Source organism: Acidaminococcus sp. (assembly GCA_022482815.1).
GTDB lineage: Bacteria > Bacillota > Negativicutes > Acidaminococcales > Acidaminococcaceae > Acidaminococcus.
Genome location: JAKVOM010000001.1, coordinates 632,327 through 646,545 on the forward strand (window position 1 = coordinate 632,327; position 14,219 = coordinate 646,545).

At 47.0% G+C, this 14,219-nt stretch carries 11 protein-coding genes, 1 tRNA gene and 1 pseudogene; 4 read left to right on the forward strand and 9 right to left on the reverse strand.

What is annotated here, in order from left to right; translation table 11 throughout:
- The first annotated feature begins 5 nt into the window (after positions 1–5).
- Positions 6–1,175: a hypothetical protein gene (locus tag LKE33_02750; protein MCH3949847.1), complete on the forward strand. Its 1,170-nt coding sequence runs from the start codon at positions 6–8 to the stop codon at positions 1,173–1,175.
- A 239-nt stretch (positions 1,176–1,414) separates the two neighbouring features.
- Here LKE33_02750 and LKE33_02755 read toward each other — a convergent pair whose 3' ends face one another.
- Entirely contained in the window at positions 1,415–2,416 is a 1,002-nt protein-coding gene (locus LKE33_02755; GenBank protein MCH3949848.1) for a copper amine oxidase N-terminal domain-containing protein, read from the reverse strand.
- Between the two features lie 548 nt (positions 2,417–2,964).
- Between LKE33_02755 and LKE33_02760 the strand changes: the two genes are divergently transcribed.
- A complete protein-coding gene (locus tag LKE33_02760) occupies positions 2,965–3,927 on the forward strand; it encodes a LysR family transcriptional regulator (GenBank protein ID MCH3949849.1) in 963 nt (320 codons plus the stop codon).
- Between the two features lie 410 nt (positions 3,928–4,337).
- Here the strand turns inward: LKE33_02760 and LKE33_02765 are convergent, their stop codons facing one another.
- The 4 genes from LKE33_02765 to LKE33_02780 all read right to left on the reverse strand — a co-directional run bounded on the left by LKE33_02765 (position 4,338) and on the right by LKE33_02780 (position 9,181).
- Complete coding sequence (locus LKE33_02765; GenBank protein MCH3949850.1) at positions 4,338–5,027, reverse strand: response regulator transcription factor; 690 nt, start codon at positions 5,025–5,027, stop codon at positions 4,338–4,340.
- A gap of 1 nt (position 5,028) precedes the next feature.
- On the reverse strand, positions 5,029–6,522 hold the full coding sequence (locus LKE33_02770) for a HAMP domain-containing histidine kinase (protein ID MCH3949851.1): 1,494 nt from the start codon (positions 6,520–6,522) through the stop codon (positions 5,029–5,031).
- Positions 6,523–6,666: 144 nt separating this feature from the next.
- Entirely contained in the window at positions 6,667–8,229 is a 1,563-nt protein-coding gene (locus LKE33_02775; GenBank protein MCH3949852.1) for a glycosyltransferase family 39 protein, read from the reverse strand.
- Positions 8,222–9,181, reverse strand: coding sequence for an NAD-dependent epimerase/dehydratase family protein (locus LKE33_02780; GenBank protein MCH3949853.1), 960 nt, complete (start codon positions 9,179–9,181; stop codon positions 8,222–8,224). Before LKE33_02780 ends, LKE33_02775 begins: the two co-directional genes overlap by 8 nt.
- 217 nt (positions 9,182–9,398) lie before the next feature.
- Here LKE33_02780 and LKE33_02785 point away from each other — a divergent pair, with 217 nt between their 5' ends.
- Entirely contained in the window at positions 9,399–9,713 is a 315-nt protein-coding gene (locus LKE33_02785) for a helix-turn-helix domain-containing protein (protein ID MCH3949854.1), read from the forward strand.
- 378 nt (positions 9,714–10,091) lie between these two features.
- Here the strand turns inward: LKE33_02785 and LKE33_02790 are convergent, their stop codons facing one another.
- From LKE33_02790 to LKE33_02800, 3 genes and pseudogenes are all read right to left on the reverse strand, one after another.
- A complete protein-coding gene (locus tag LKE33_02790; protein ID MCH3949855.1) occupies positions 10,092–10,973 on the reverse strand; it encodes a hypothetical protein in 882 nt (293 codons plus the stop codon).
- A 33-nt stretch (positions 10,974–11,006) separates the two neighbouring features.
- Positions 11,007–11,462, reverse strand: coding sequence for a pyridoxamine 5'-phosphate oxidase family protein (locus LKE33_02795; protein ID MCH3949856.1), 456 nt, complete (start codon positions 11,460–11,462; stop codon positions 11,007–11,009).
- Positions 11,463–11,736: 274 nt separating this feature from the next.
- Positions 11,737–12,998 (reverse strand): annotated as a pseudogene (locus tag LKE33_02800) (S-layer homology domain-containing protein).
- 224 nt (positions 12,999–13,222) lie between these two features.
- Between LKE33_02800 and LKE33_02805 the strand changes: the two are divergent.
- Positions 13,223–13,804 (forward strand): GNAT family N-acetyltransferase, encoded by a 582-nt coding sequence (locus tag LKE33_02805; GenBank protein ID MCH3949857.1) that lies wholly within the window; start codon positions 13,223–13,225, stop codon positions 13,802–13,804.
- Between the two features lie 287 nt (positions 13,805–14,091).
- On the opposite strand, the gene LKE33_02810 is transcribed toward LKE33_02805, so the two are convergent.
- Positions 14,092–14,168 (reverse strand) — tRNA-Val (locus LKE33_02810).
- Positions 14,169–14,219: the final 51 nt, after the last annotated feature.

Consider the following 14,219-nt stretch of genomic DNA (forward strand, 5'->3'; position numbering starts at 1 on the left):
TAAGTATGAAAAATCCATTGGAGTCCACCGTAAATCAAAAAATGTCACGCCGCGGCTTTTTGAAACTAGCTGCAGGTACCGTTCTGGGCGCTTCTCTATTGTCTATGCCTGATTTGAAAAGAGCTAGTGCAGCGAAAAGCGCCGCTCGTTCCCTGAGACCTGTTGCTTATTCCGCCATTCCGCAGGATGCCATTGCTTCCGCCAAATCATCAAACCTGATTGACTCCTGCTGGCAGCAAATTCTTGAATTTGCCGGTTCCATTCAGGACGCATCCCTGCGTTCTTCCGTCATCAGCCTCCTGAATAATCCGCTTCCCACTTTCATGAAGAATTATTCCTCTGCAAGTGCCCGTGAAGCTTTATACAACAAGTTAGCCGCTAACGGTCTGGTTGATCCTGCCAAGATTGATGCAGCCCACATTCTGCCGCCGTTTGATGGTACGGTACAGGCTTTCAGGACAGCTCCAGGGTCCGGCTACGGCAGCCATCACCCCTATCCCGGAGGACTGGCTACCCACGTTAACGCCAACCTGCATATTACGAATTATATCTGCAAAACTTATCAGGAAGTCTTCCTGTATGATGTCAATCGTGATATTGCCATTGCCGCTCAGGCACTGCACGATATTGCCAAGCCTTTTGTCTTCCAGTGGCAAAAAAATGGTGCTTCCCTGAAGGAATACACTATTGCCGGGCAGGGCGCTCATCACGTCATCTCCCTGGCAGAAGTCATCTTCCGCGGTTTTCCGGCAGAAGAAGTTGTTGCCCAGGCTTGCGCACATGCCGCTCCAACTTCAAAGAAAGATGAAGCCAACGTAGTCAGCTGGCTGACGGCAGCTGCCATCATGGCCGGAAAGGATCCTGTCGCTTACGGCCTTCTGAATGCCTCCGGTGACGGACTGCCTGCCCCGCATCATCAGGAGGGGTACATCGTTCACCTTGGAGATCATGACTGGGTACTGTCCTCTCCGGCAGCACAGAAGACGGTCAGCATGCTGAAGGAAATTGCCCGCCGCAATTACGGTATGAGCGATGCGGATTTGAATGGTGCCAAATTCAACCACTTCCGCAACTATGTGGGTTCACAGCTCTCTTATATGTATCTGAACTGTCTGCAGGCCGAGCCAGATGGTTTCAATCTGGCTGTCCGTGAAGTCGCTAAAGTCATTCGATAAATCATAAAAAGGGACTGTGGAATAATGCGTATAGCAATATTTCACAGTCCCTTTTTCACGCTTTCCGCAGCCCGCCCGTGGAAGAAAAATGACTAAGGCATTTTTCTATGAATTTATAAAAATAAAAACCTAAGATTTAGGTTAACTGCTAAATCTTAGGTTTTTTATTTGAATCAAAAGCCAATGTTATTCGTTCAGGACAAAATTATAATTTTGTCTCCACGAGCAGCCTGCGTTTTTTAATGCCCCGTGACCAGCTTTGTAGCTTCTTTCTTCGTCAAAGCCTGGGCTGAAGCGTAGGAGTGTGCAAAGCCGTTATCATCCCATGTCAGCAGCTTATAAGCATCTTTTTCTCCACGTCCGCGGATTTTCTGTTCCCCGGCAAGCCAGCTCTTATCCACGGCATACTTCGTATAGTCGCCGCTGATATCAGTTGCTTGTTTACTGGTCTTGGCCACCCTGTACATCGAACCATCCTTATAGTTAATCTGCGCGGTCTCATCGGAAATGAGATAGTATGCGTCGGCAGTCTTATTCTTCAGTGCCGCAGGAACCGGAATGGAATAGCCCAGTTTCTTTTCCATGTCGCTGACGGACTTATACGCAACCATCGGGTTAGCCGTGCTTGTTTCCGTTCCCGCAGCCGCCGTACTTGTTGTTGAGTCTATTGGCTTTGCTTCCGCGGCACTTTGGAAAGCGTCCGATGCCTTTTGCAGCTCTGCTTTTTGAACCGTAATTTTTACGGTCTTGTCAGCAACGGATACATCATTAAAGAAAGCACCGAAAACATCGGCCGGAACATACGTCACTCCGTTGATGATTTCCGGAGCAGCATCGTATTTGAAAGTCTGATCAAGGTTAATAGCCTTCAGTTTGCCCTGCCGCTTATATTCGTTGACGCCATTTTTAAAGTCCATGGAAGCAATACTCATGTCCATCCTTGCGGTCGTTTTTTCAGGGATCCAGGTCAGAGTATAGCCCAACGCATCGGAAACCTTGCGCAGCGGAATCAAAACGGTCTTGTTCTGCTTTAATGCAGCAGCAGGAAGGCCGGTTGTATCGAGCTTTTTCCCCTCGACATAAAGACTACAATCTTTCAGAACCTGACTTTTCGTGGCTGCTTCCACCGTTACGGCGGGAGGAACGCTGGCAGTCGTTTTGGCAGCAGGTTCTGCCGCAAAAGAAACTGCAGAAACAGATAAAAGTGCAGTGAGCACAGCGGCTGTAATGTGACGATTCATAGTAAATTCCCTCCTCATGTCTATTCTTCCCTTCATTGTAGCATAGACCGGGGAAAGAGAAAAATTTTTTATCTAAAATTTTCGCCGCTGTCACCGATTTATCAAAACTGATTCATTTAGCCGCAATAAAGCCCTTATGCTCGTGCTGCTGCACAAAAATTTTGTCGTAAAAAACGCCCTTAAATCAGGACTGCCGGCAAAACAGATGATTGAAGAATGCCATCGGCACCAGATTAGGCTTGTTTTTGCCGGGCAGGCCGAAAACAGTCATGATACAAAAAACCCATCCGATTCCTCGGATGGGTTTTTTGTAGGAAAAGTATGTGTTGAAAGGGTTGAATTCATGGATTGCCTCTACACGGCCGAATTTGGAGGCAGGCCATGCGCTTGGCAAACTACATGATAGTTAAAGGATGTCGCGATCTCCTTTATGAGGCTACAATATCACACCCCCTTAATAATCACAACAGTATTAAATAAAATACACAGGTTATCACAATATTTTATTTGTGATATACTTAGACTGACTATATAAGGAGGTTTTCGGAATGAATACGGACGAATCGCTGTTCCTGCTGGCAGCGGAAGAATTAAGCTTTACTAAAGCAGCAAAAAAAGCTTACGTCACACAACAGTGCCTGAGTGCCCACATCAAAAAGTTAGAAAGAAAATACCAGGCACATCTGTTTAACCGTACCACGCCCCTTTCCCTGACGCCATCCGGAAAAATTCTTTATCAATCCCTGCGAAAAATCCAGATCATCGAAAATTCCACCCAGGAAACTCTCTCGGGAATCCGGGAAGGAACACGGGGAACCGTCACCATCGGAATGAGTTCCAGCCGGGTCCAGCTGCTGCTGCCTATCCTCTATAACAGCTATCATAAAGAATTCCCTAATGTGACCATTGCCGTAGTCATCGACGATGTCCGCTATCAGGCACAGAACCTTCTGAACGGGAAAATTGATTTTCTAATCGGCGTAAACTGCCCTACCGACCGTAATCTTACCTATATGCCCATTGAAGAAGAGCAAGTTTATTTCTTGGCAACCGATCAGCTTCTTGAAAAATATGCCGCTACCCAGGGAGCTTATCCTCATACGCTGCGAACAAGAGTCATTGACTTATCAGAATTCCATCCACTGCCGCTTGTAGCCAACAGTAAGGGAAGCATGATTGCCGAATTGGTCATACGTTATTTTAACCGCTATGCCATTATCTATAATCCTGAAGTCCGCGTCAGTGATGCCGATGCGCAGATTCGCCTTGTTGCCACGGGACTTGTAGGCGTATTTATCGGAGCGTACCACCTGCCTATCGTACAGGAATACAACGCACTTCATCCCGACTGGCCTCCGATTCGGGTGTATAAGCCAAAGAACATGACTGAAACGCTCCATTACGAGATTGTTACGCACCGCCACGCCGAACATCCGCTGTACATCAAACGGCTGATTGAACTTTGCCGGGAAATTTCCATGCAGCAGGCGACGCAGCGCATGGCGCCATAAAAATCAGCAGATAGCCGGCAGCAGGCTGCAGACAGCTCGCTTGAAGCAGAAAATAACAGTGATTAGTACACCCGTGCGAGCAGCCACTATGGCGGATAAAACAGGCAGTTGGCAGATAGCAGTTAGCTGCAGATAGCAAAAAGCGCTTTTGGCTTTTGGCATTTAGCCGCTGCTGCAAAAGCTTGGCACGACGTGAGAGGGAGATGAAAAAACTGCAAATAAAAGCTAGTTTTTTATTCCCTGAAATCCGCCTATGTCTTGTTTTCTGTAGTGCGGCCTTTGTCAGCAGCTAATGATCCATAAAAAAATCGGACCCCGTAAGGGATCCGATTTTTTTCTATTATTGATTCGCAGCAAACTTCACTGCGGTTTGTATCCACGAGCGACACGCGACATGCACCCCGCGGATTTTACCCCCGGAAACGGTAGCCGGCGCCCCAGACGGTTTCAATATAACGCGGTTTAGACGTATCGGCTTCGATTTTTTCACGAATGCGGTTGACATGGACAGATACCGTCGCTGTTTCCCCGATAGCATCGCTGCCCCAAACCCTTTCAAACAGCGTATCCTTACTGAAAACAATGCCGGGGTTCTTAGCCAAAAAGAGCAGCAGCTCAAATTCCTTATTGGCCAGGGTAACTTCTTTTTTACCCAGAAATACCTGGTGGGAAGCCTCATCAATTACAAGGTCCCCGAAGCGCAGTACGTCGTGTCTGGCACTTTCCCGCTGCGTTAACTGATCATAACGGGTCAGATGTCCCTTGACACGTGCCACAAGTTCATTGGGGCTGAAAGGCTTCACGATATAGTCATCTGCCCCGAGACCAAGACCGCGAATTTTATCTACTTCCTCCTGACGGGCCGAAACAAGAAGGATTGGAATATTCTTAGCGGCCCGAATTTCTCGGCAGAGCTGGAATCCATCCACGCCGGGCAGCATGATGTCGAGAAGAACCAGATCCACGTTTTCGTGGAGTGCCTTTTTGCGTCCTTCCGTTCCGTTAAAAGCCATCTCTACGGCAAAGCCGTTAGCTTCCAGATAATCTCTTTCTAATTCGGCAATTCCCTTGTCATCTTCAATAATCAAAATAGTTTTCATGTTATCTTTCCTCTTCACAGGGTACTTCAATCGTAATCTTGAGTCCATGGGGCTGAACATTGTCTGCCCAAATGGAACCATCCATCCCATCCACCAGCTGCTTGACTACAGCAAGACCGAGGCCGCTGCCCTTGGCAGGATTGGTCCGTGCCTTATCTGTCCGATAAAAACTCTCAAAAATTTTGGTTCTATCCCCTTCGGGGACACCGGGACCATCATCCGTAAAGCTCATCTGTATAAAACCGGGTCTCTCCTGCTGCACAATAATGGATGCATGACCCATGGCTTCCGTTTTGTATTTCAGACTGTTGCCCAGGATGTTGCCCACAATTCTCGACATCTGGAGGCGGTCCATCTTAATCACAGCACGTTCTATCGCCGAAGAAAAATCAATCTGAAGACCCTGCTGCTCAAAATGATCTTTCTGGTCTTCCGTAAAATCACGCAGATAGGCAATCAAATCGACTTTCTCCCAGTTGTATTCCACCTGGCCCAGATCCAGTTTGGAAAACAGGAACAGCTCCTGTACGAGGCGGCCCATATTTTCCGCCGTATCAATGATCATCTTCACATAGTGCTGCTTTTTATCCGGCGTATTGGCAATGCCGTCCTTCAGCCCATACGCATATCCTTCAATCTTCGTAAGCGGGGTCCTGAGATCATGGGAAATACCGGCAATGAGTTCTTTCCGGCTCTGGTCATACCGCTCTCGTGTTTCCCGCGCTATCTTGAGCTGCTGGCGTGTCGTTTCAAAAGCTTGCATCGTCTTGCCAATTTCGTCCTCACTATATATTGGAACCGGCTTATCCAAATTTCCCTGTGCGATATTATTTGCTGTATCCTGCAGGTCTTCGAGCGGCCCGATTATCTGCCGGGAAATCCAACGGGCCAGGTAGATGCCCACGACAATCGTGAGGATCACTACAATAATGCAAATCACAGTAAAGGCTTTCTTCAAAAATTCCTTGGAACTGACATCAATATATTCCCCGTCGTGCACCATGGGAACTTTTCCGATGACGCCGACACGCAGTCCGGATTCATCGGAATAATAATGGAAGGCCAGTCCGTGATCACTCCAGGCAATAGAGCCCCTTCCTTCCGGAGCACCTTCCATGGCAGCCTTCATTGTTTTTCGCCCATCAGTCAGGTGCGTCTGATAATAAACAGATCCATCCGGTTTCAATATAACTACTTGATAACCAAGGTCGCCCAGGTGATCCGCCGCTTCCAGCACCGACCGTTCCCTCTTTTTATTCTTCGGCTCCCAGGAATCGGACCGTACGCGCAGCCGCGTCAATTCAAACTGAGTCGCCAGTGTCGGCCCGCTTTCCGGCCAGACAAAGGAGACCATAGAAGCGCGGTTTACGTTGCCAAAGCGCAGTGACAGAAAAAGAGCTACGCTCAGGACAAACATAAATGCAACAGGAATAAATATCATAATATAGTTGGACAGCAGCAGTCTCTTCCTGATAGAAAGATCTCGAAAATGCATTTCAATGCCTCCGTCACAGTAGTCTATTATTGTGTCTCATTATACTACATACCTTAAAAAAAAGCAGAAAAGTAACGGTCGTTCCAATGAGATATACCCGTCTTCCTGTATCTCGCGTGGGACACAGGAAGATGGAACGTTTATTTAGTCATCTGCTAATCTGATTTTATTTTTCTGACGGGCATTGGCAAGTTCGCGAAGGTCTTCTTCATAATCAGGATCTTCCGGTGTCAGCTTTTCAAAAATGATCCACTTTCCATTATCGCTCACAAATTCCCAGGGACCCTCCACGTCTTTCAGGAAGCTTTGCTGATCACTATGATTAACCACAGCCAGTACCCGGCCGGAAAGTTCAGGAACATCCTCTATTGCGCGAAAAGGCATCATATTCTTGGCATTCCAGCTCAGCGTACCGGGAAGGATACCGGGAATATCCGCTGCACGTTTCAGCCGGTCTGCCGGTACCCCGGAATAGTAGGTCAGCGATACAGGATACCGTCCGCCATACGTGACGACTTTGAGCCCGTCGGAATGATACTTACGAATGGTCTGTGCCGCGTCATAGGCAGATGCCTTCCGGCATGCAGGAATCGCCACAAACCAGGTAAGGGCCAAAATCATCACTGTAGTCACACCGGCCGTCCACCGAACCACACGAGTGTGGTTCTGAAGATAGGAAGAAAATCCTACAGCGAGCGGAACCATGTATGGGAACGTATATGTCATATATTTTGTCTGGACGATTTGGAAGAAGAGAACTACGATAAACGCCCAGGAGACAAAAAATTGTGTGCGGACATCACAGTCAGGGAGCCAGCGATTCCGTTTTACCGTTTCCCACAGCGTCTTCAAATTATTTTTAAGACTGCGGGTATGCCCGGCAAGAGGCAGCGTAAAGGACCATGGTGCACAGCCGGCAAGGAACATCAAAATGTAGTAATACCAAACATTCTGTTTAGGATGTTCAGAAACCGTAGCTCTTAATACATTATGAACACCGAAGAAATTGAGCAGAAAATCTCCGTCATGAAGCATTACCATCGGGCCATACCAGACTGCACATATGACGATATACAGCAAAAGTCCCGAAAAAAACTTCATCCGTTTCATGGCCTTGAGATCATGTCTCCAGGCGAGGAAAAAGAGAAAAATCAAGCCGGGAAGCACAAGCCCGATTGGTCCTTTTGTCAGTGTTCCCAGTGCAGCTCCTACATAGGCTGCGTAACACCAGCTTTTCTTGTTTTCCGTATAGGCAATCCAGAGCGCCATCAACGTGAAATTAAAGAACAAAAACAGGGTCATGTCGGTAATAATAGCTCTGGAAATGTAGAAAAATTCTATACTAGTAGCTAAAATCACACCGGCAACAAAGCCGCGCCGTTCATCGTATAAACGCCGGACAAACCAATAGGTCAGCATCACACTGAGAACTCCGCAGATTCCCTGGGGAAAACGGGCGGCAAACGAATTGATGCCAAAAATTTTATAGGAAGCAATAAGCTGCCAATAGTAGAAAATCGGTTTATCGTACCAATAGTGCCCAAAGATCCGAGGTGAAAATAAATCGCCGGAGCGAATCATCTCTACAGCGGTTTCCGCGTAATTTGATTCGACAGGATCCGTTACAAGCAGCGCATGGTTGCCCACAAAGCAAAGTGCCACTGCCAGAAGAAAAAGCAGCAGGCCATAGCGACGACTTTTATCCATGGACTTGTTCCCTCCCCTCGGCAAGTTCTGCCTGTACCACAGCGTGAGCGATTGTTCTTGCGAGCCCTTCCTGAAGCGGTATCATCGGTTTCCATCCCAGTCCGTCCCGTGCTGCCGAAGCATCCAGTACGGAACGGAAAATATCTCCTCTGCGGGCCTCCGCAAAATGATGACGAACGCGGCACCCGGCCTGACGTTCCATCTCATGCAGCACGTCCAGGAGCGAGACCTCTTCACCGGAGCTGAGGTTATAGATGCGGTTTGCGTGAGGCGTAAACAGTGCAGCTTCGATGCCTTCGGCAATGTCTCCGGCATAAATCCAGTCCCGCGTCTGACTGCCGTCTCCAAAAAGGGTAATTGGCTGTTTCATAGCGAGGCGCTTGGCAAAAATTTGGATGACGCCGCCCTCATCGTCTACTTCCCTGCGTTCTCCGTATACATTGGCGAAGCGCAGGATGACGTAGGACATTCCCCAGAGCGGTGCATACAGGGAAATATAATTTTCTGCCGTCTTTTTGCTCAGGCCATAAAATGAAGTAGGGTGCAGCGATTCATCTTCTTTCAGCGGCATATCTGATTCCGGTGGATTTCCATAAACCGCCGCCGAGGAAGCAAAAATAAAACGCTTTATACCATTTTTTGCCGCTGCCTCCAGGACACGGATCGTACCCATAATATTTTCTTCCGCGTCGTAACCGGGTTTTTCTGTCGAAACGTCAACTCTTATCTGTGCGGCCAAATGGACGACCGCATCAAAATGCGATTCTTTCATAACCTCGTCCAGCTGCGGCCCCAAAATATCAACCTGCCGAAACAGAGCGGCTTCAGGCACATTCGTCCTCAGGCCGTGCCGCAGGTCATCTGCCACTGTGACGTCATGGTGATTTGCCAACAGACGCCATACCAAATGAGACCCGATAAAGCCTGCCCCTCCTGTAACCAGCACGTTCATACTCATTCCTCCCGCGACCCTGCAGCCCGCAGTTTCCGTAAATTCCTACCCGGATACTTTCGGACCACGTCATACTAGAGTCAAGTATAAAGAGGAATTTTAAACAAATTATTAAGAAAATAAAAATGAATCTCCAACAATGTGTAAAAGCTTCCTTTACAGAGATTGAGAGACGTTAAATTATTGATATATCTAGAATTATGAATATAATAAAAGTATGGACATATTGGAAATTTATAAAACACTGGCTAATGAAACACGATTAAACATTCTTGCCTGGCTCAAGGAGCCGGCCAAACATTTTCCTCGTCAGGAATATGAGAATGATGGGAATGAGCCCTGGTCGTTGGGAGTGAGTGTAGGAAATATCCAGGAAAAAGCGGGCATCTCGCAATCTACGATTTCCCATTATCTGGACATGATGCAGCGATGCGGACTGCTGAAAATATGTCGGCGAGGCAAAAGAACGTATTACCGCCGTAACGAAGAATTGATTCAGGAACTGGCAGAATACATAAAAAAGGAGCTGTGAAATAATGCGCGTGCATTATCTCACAGCCCCTTTTTCACGCTTTCCGCAGCCCGCCGTCCGCCCGTGGAAAAAAAGTTGCCTTTCATTAAACCAGACCGTCAGGTTGGGTATTCCTTTGGAACCTCCTTCCACGCAGTCGGAAGGAAGAGGCCACGAAGTGGCGAAAGATAGTACCAATCCAATGGGCATAAGCAAAAGGCTATAAGCGCCTTTTTAAAATAAAACCTGAAATTTAGGTTTTCTGCTAAATTTCAGGTTTTATATCATATTTTATTTAAATCAAAACCTTCAATACACTGCGGCAGGCGAGGCTAAATGCCATAGGCCAAAAATGCCTTTTATTTTTTCACAGCTCCTGCTGCATTCTGCATTCAATTTTCACTTATGGTGATGCGGTTTGGGCGGGCGATGATGATGATGTCCGTAGTAATAGGGATGATAGAAAGGAGATCCCCACCAGCTTCTCCAATATAGCTCATCCGCCAGCAACATCTGATTCATATATAATCGGCGCATATAAGCCCGATTAGCCATCTGCTGCAATTCTTCCTTTGTTACTACATAGATGCCCGCCGTGCCCGTATCCTTGGCGTCGCCGACCTGGGCTTCTACCAGGATATCCGTTTTCCCGAGTTTTTGCGGAATCAGCTGATTGTCTTTATCCACCGTCAGTATATTTTCGTTCAAACTTTTGACCTGCACCGTATAAGGTACGTCCCCAGGGGTACGCAGCCGCACTACGCCCTTCTCCCCTACCTGCAGGTAACGGGGATAGACAAGAAGTTTCGTCTTTTTCATGACTTTTTCGGCAGAGCCGGCAATCATGCCGGGATTATCCCCATCAAGACGCCAGACAGAAGATTGGTCCTTAGCCACATAGTATTCTCCGATTTGTGCCTTTGTCTTTTCATCATAGGCGCGAACACGACGGAAAAATTTATCCGTCAGTTCCTTATCCACGCGCAGATAATAGGGCCGGCTTTTGGCATCAAGGCCCGTTACTTTACTGTCCAGGCCGTTTAAACAAGCAGTCATTTTATTATAGGTCCGGCCCTTGACGAGGCAGAACTTCTTAAGAAGTTTTTCGTCGGCTCCTGCCAGCGGATCATAGATGACTTTCTCTTCTGCCGAAACAGCCGGTGCGGCTGCCGTCTGATTACTGGCACTTTGCGGCGGCAATGCTTCCGCAGCACTGCCGACACCGCACTGCAGCATTGCTGTCAGCACAGCAACACATAGCAGATAATACATTTTCTTCATTCTATTTTCCTCTTTTCTTCCAGCACACGCTCCTTACTCATGGATTTTAGCAGTCATCGCATCAATATGAATACGAAAAACAGTTGTTTTGTCCCAGGCCTGATCAACATAATTCGTACCTTTTTCAAGGAATTCGGGAGAAAACCGCTCAATCAGCCCGATCAGGGCCTCCTTCTTCTCATTTCCCTGCAGTTCTTCTGCCGTTCCAAAACAAATCACACTTTGGAATCGAGTTGTAAATTTTTCCGGCTTGACCTGAACCCCGATGCAGACCGTGAAAGATACGCGGGGATTCCTGCGAAGTGCTTCAACTTTCTTACCTGCATCACGGGCGCCGTGAATATAGAGGCAACCATTTCTGTAGTAATAGTTCACCGGAACGCCATAAGGATAACCTTCCATTTCCGTAGTAGAAAGTACACCATACTCCCCGGCTTCAAGAATACGGACTGCGTCTTCCTGCGTTCCTTCTCTGTCCTTTCTGCGCATTTCCCGCAAAACTATCACCTCCAGCAGCTATTTCTACACAGGTTCTTTTTCCCTTATTATACACATTTTTAACAGTCCGGCAGCGCCTTTAGATAATATTTTTCAAATGTTTCACGTGAAACATTGATATAACTGTTTGGCTTCCACGGGCGACCCGCGGCCAGCGACCAACCTGCGACCTGCGCAAAAGGGGCTGTGAAATAATGCACGTGCATATTTCACAGCCCCTTTTGTCGGTTATCTTTCAGAAAGAGAGCATTTACGTACCAAACAATCAGAAAGTTACGACGAGCTGGCTCCAGAGGGTGCGTGCATGCTGATCCTCGTGTTCCCCGCCCTTGCCTTTTAAATCATAGTAATCCAATTCGGCAATCATATTTTTTGCCAGTGTTACATTAGCGCCGACCTTGTAGCCTTTGAATCCATAACCTTCAAAAGCATCCCAGGCGCCGTCCATCGTGTGGGATATAGCCGTCGGGGCAGCCTGATCATAATAGTTGGCATAAATGCCCCAGCTGCCCGGTTTATCACTTTCCGCGCCTCCGTAACTGAGGCCGATAACGTATCCATCATCATCACCGTCTCTGTACTCATCTGCCAGGGCATCATCGTCACCCTTCAGATACATGGCAGCGACGTTGAATTTACCTGCCGTATAATCGGCACCGACAGTCCAGATATGATCATCATCATCCATACCGTTCGTCTGCACATTATCGGCGCTCAAGTAAGAAGCTGCCATATTCAAATTACCCCAGTTACCGCCGAGTTCTGCCTGCCAAAAGGTATCTGCAGCGCCCGTATTTGTTTCTGTCATCCAGCCGTAATGGGTTTCATTAGCCATTTTTCCATAGGCAGCAGTCAGGTAGGCATCGCCGAACGGAACCGTAGCCCGTATGGCATCCACCTGATCATCATAGATGTAACCGTTTGCCAGAAATTCATCGTAACGGCCGGCTTTCACGCCGACAACGCCGATATTTCCCTGAAGGAATGCCCGCTGAAAGTCAGTATCATTGTCACCTGATTCATTCTCACCCTGAAAATACTGATGGTTCTCCAACATGGCAGTATAATGCCAATTATCATTCACCTCGCCAGTAAACCAGATACGTGTACGCAGGTCGGATTCAGATTTATCTTCTTCTCCATCAAAGACACCGCCGCTGTTATTGGCATAGCTTAGCTGTACTTCCCCAGTAATAGCAACCTTGTCGGCATTTTTTCGAGTTTTGCCATCCTAACTCCTAAGTTATCTAACTCATCGGCAAATTCACTCACAAGTTTGTCATCGGCGCCAATAGCTCCCTTTGCCAGGGCTTTAGCCACAATTTGTGCCATTTCGTACCGCGTCATCGTGCGGCCGCCCCTAAATGCCCCGTCAGGGTAGCCATCAACAATACCCGCGGCAGCCAGTTTAGCAACGGCAGCGTAAGCCCAATGACCGGCAGGTACATCAGAAAAAGGATTGGCAGCCGCGGCAGTACCGCTGATGCTGGCGGCCAAAGATAAGACAACAAGGATTTTTTTGTTCATAAAACAACCTCCTGAAAAAAAATAGGGAAATTAGTTTACTTTTCATATCTTTTTTATATTTTAGTTAGTTTAAACTAACAACGATAGTATACTTCTTTTCTGTTACATTTACAATAGTATTTGAAGAATTTTTTGTTAGATTCTCGAACAAATATAATTTATTTGCAATTTTTGTTCGTATAGCCTATGATTATCTACACATATTTTCGCAAGGAGGAGTAATAATGTCGTCCATGATTACTATCCGCAGTGCGGCTGTCTCGGACGCAGCTGCGCTGCTTGAAATTTATGCGCCTTACGTCAAGGAAACTGCCATCACTTTTGAATATACGGTACCAACATTGGAAGATTTTGAAGGCAGGATTCGCAGTACACTGCAGCGTTTCCCCTATTTAGTCGCAGAAAAGGACGGTCATATCGTCGGTTATGCCTATCTCGGCTACTTTAATATCAGAGCAGCCTATGACCATTCGGCTGAAACCAGTATTTACGTGAAGAAGGACGAAAGACACGGCGGTATTGGCGGCAAACTTTATCACGCCATTGAAGAAGCCGCCAAGGCAATGCACATTTATAATCTTAATGCGTGCATCGGCTACCCTGCAGATGATAAGACCGAAGATCCTTATCTTTCTCTCAATAGCCCGGAGTTCCATGCACATCTGGGATATACGCTGGTTGGACGTTTCCACAAATGTGGATATAAGTTCGGCCGCTGGTATGACATGATTTGGATGGAGAAAATGCTGGAAGAACATACTGATAAACCAGCAGCATTCATCCCCTACCCGAAATTAAAGCGCTAAATCCTGTAACAGCAAGATAAATTGACCAGCATTTTTATCATTATGACACCTGTTAGCAGGAAAGTTCAAAATGAAGAATCCGGGAACTAAAAAAGGGAGAAATCAGGAATGTCTGATATGCCGTTTTTATAAAAAACGCGAAATTTTCGTTTTGAGCGATTTTAGATGTTTTTATAACCACTTATATAAAAGAGCCTCAAAAATCTCATTAGAAAGGATTTTTGAGGCTCTTTTTTTCAGAAGCAAAAAGAAAACACCGGAATGCCTTCCGGTGTTTTTGATAAAATTGGTGGGGTTATGCGGATTCGAACCGTAGACCTCATCGATGTGAGCGATGCGCTCTAACCAACTGAGCTATAACCCCGATAAAATCTATTATACTCTTTTCATCAGAAAAAACAACCCTGAATCTGCT

Bases quoted from the DNA above. Each gene is read 5' to 3' on its own strand.
- LKE33_02750 (MCH3949847.1), top strand. From the start codon at position 6: ATGAAAAATCCATTGGAGTCCACCGTAAATCAAAAAATGTCACGCCGC.
- LKE33_02755 (MCH3949848.1), bottom strand. From the start codon at position 2,416: ATGAATCGTCACATTACAGCCGCTGTGCTCACTGCACTTTTATCTGTT.
- LKE33_02760 (MCH3949849.1), top strand. From the start codon at position 2,965: ATGAATACGGACGAATCGCTGTTCCTGCTGGCAGCGGAAGAATTAAGC.
- LKE33_02765 (MCH3949850.1), bottom strand. From the start codon at position 5,027: ATGAAAACTATTTTGATTATTGAAGATGACAAGGGAATTGCCGAATTA.
- LKE33_02770 (MCH3949851.1), bottom strand. From the start codon at position 6,522: ATGCATTTTCGAGATCTTTCTATCAGGAAGAGACTGCTGCTGTCCAAC.
- LKE33_02775 (MCH3949852.1), bottom strand. From the start codon at position 8,229: ATGGATAAAAGTCGTCGCTATGGCCTGCTGCTTTTTCTTCTGGCAGTG.
- LKE33_02780 (MCH3949853.1), bottom strand. From the start codon at position 9,181: ATGAACGTGCTGGTTACAGGAGGGGCAGGCTTTATCGGGTCTCATTTG.
- LKE33_02785 (MCH3949854.1), top strand. From the start codon at position 9,399: ATGGACATATTGGAAATTTATAAAACACTGGCTAATGAAACACGATTA.
- LKE33_02790 (MCH3949855.1), bottom strand. From the start codon at position 10,973: ATGAAGAAAATGTATTATCTGCTATGTGTTGCTGTGCTGACAGCAATG.
- LKE33_02795 (MCH3949856.1), bottom strand. From the start codon at position 11,462: ATGCGCAGAAAGGACAGAGAAGGAACGCAGGAAGACGCAGTCCGTATT.
- LKE33_02805 (MCH3949857.1), top strand. From the start codon at position 13,223: ATGTCGTCCATGATTACTATCCGCAGTGCGGCTGTCTCGGACGCAGCT.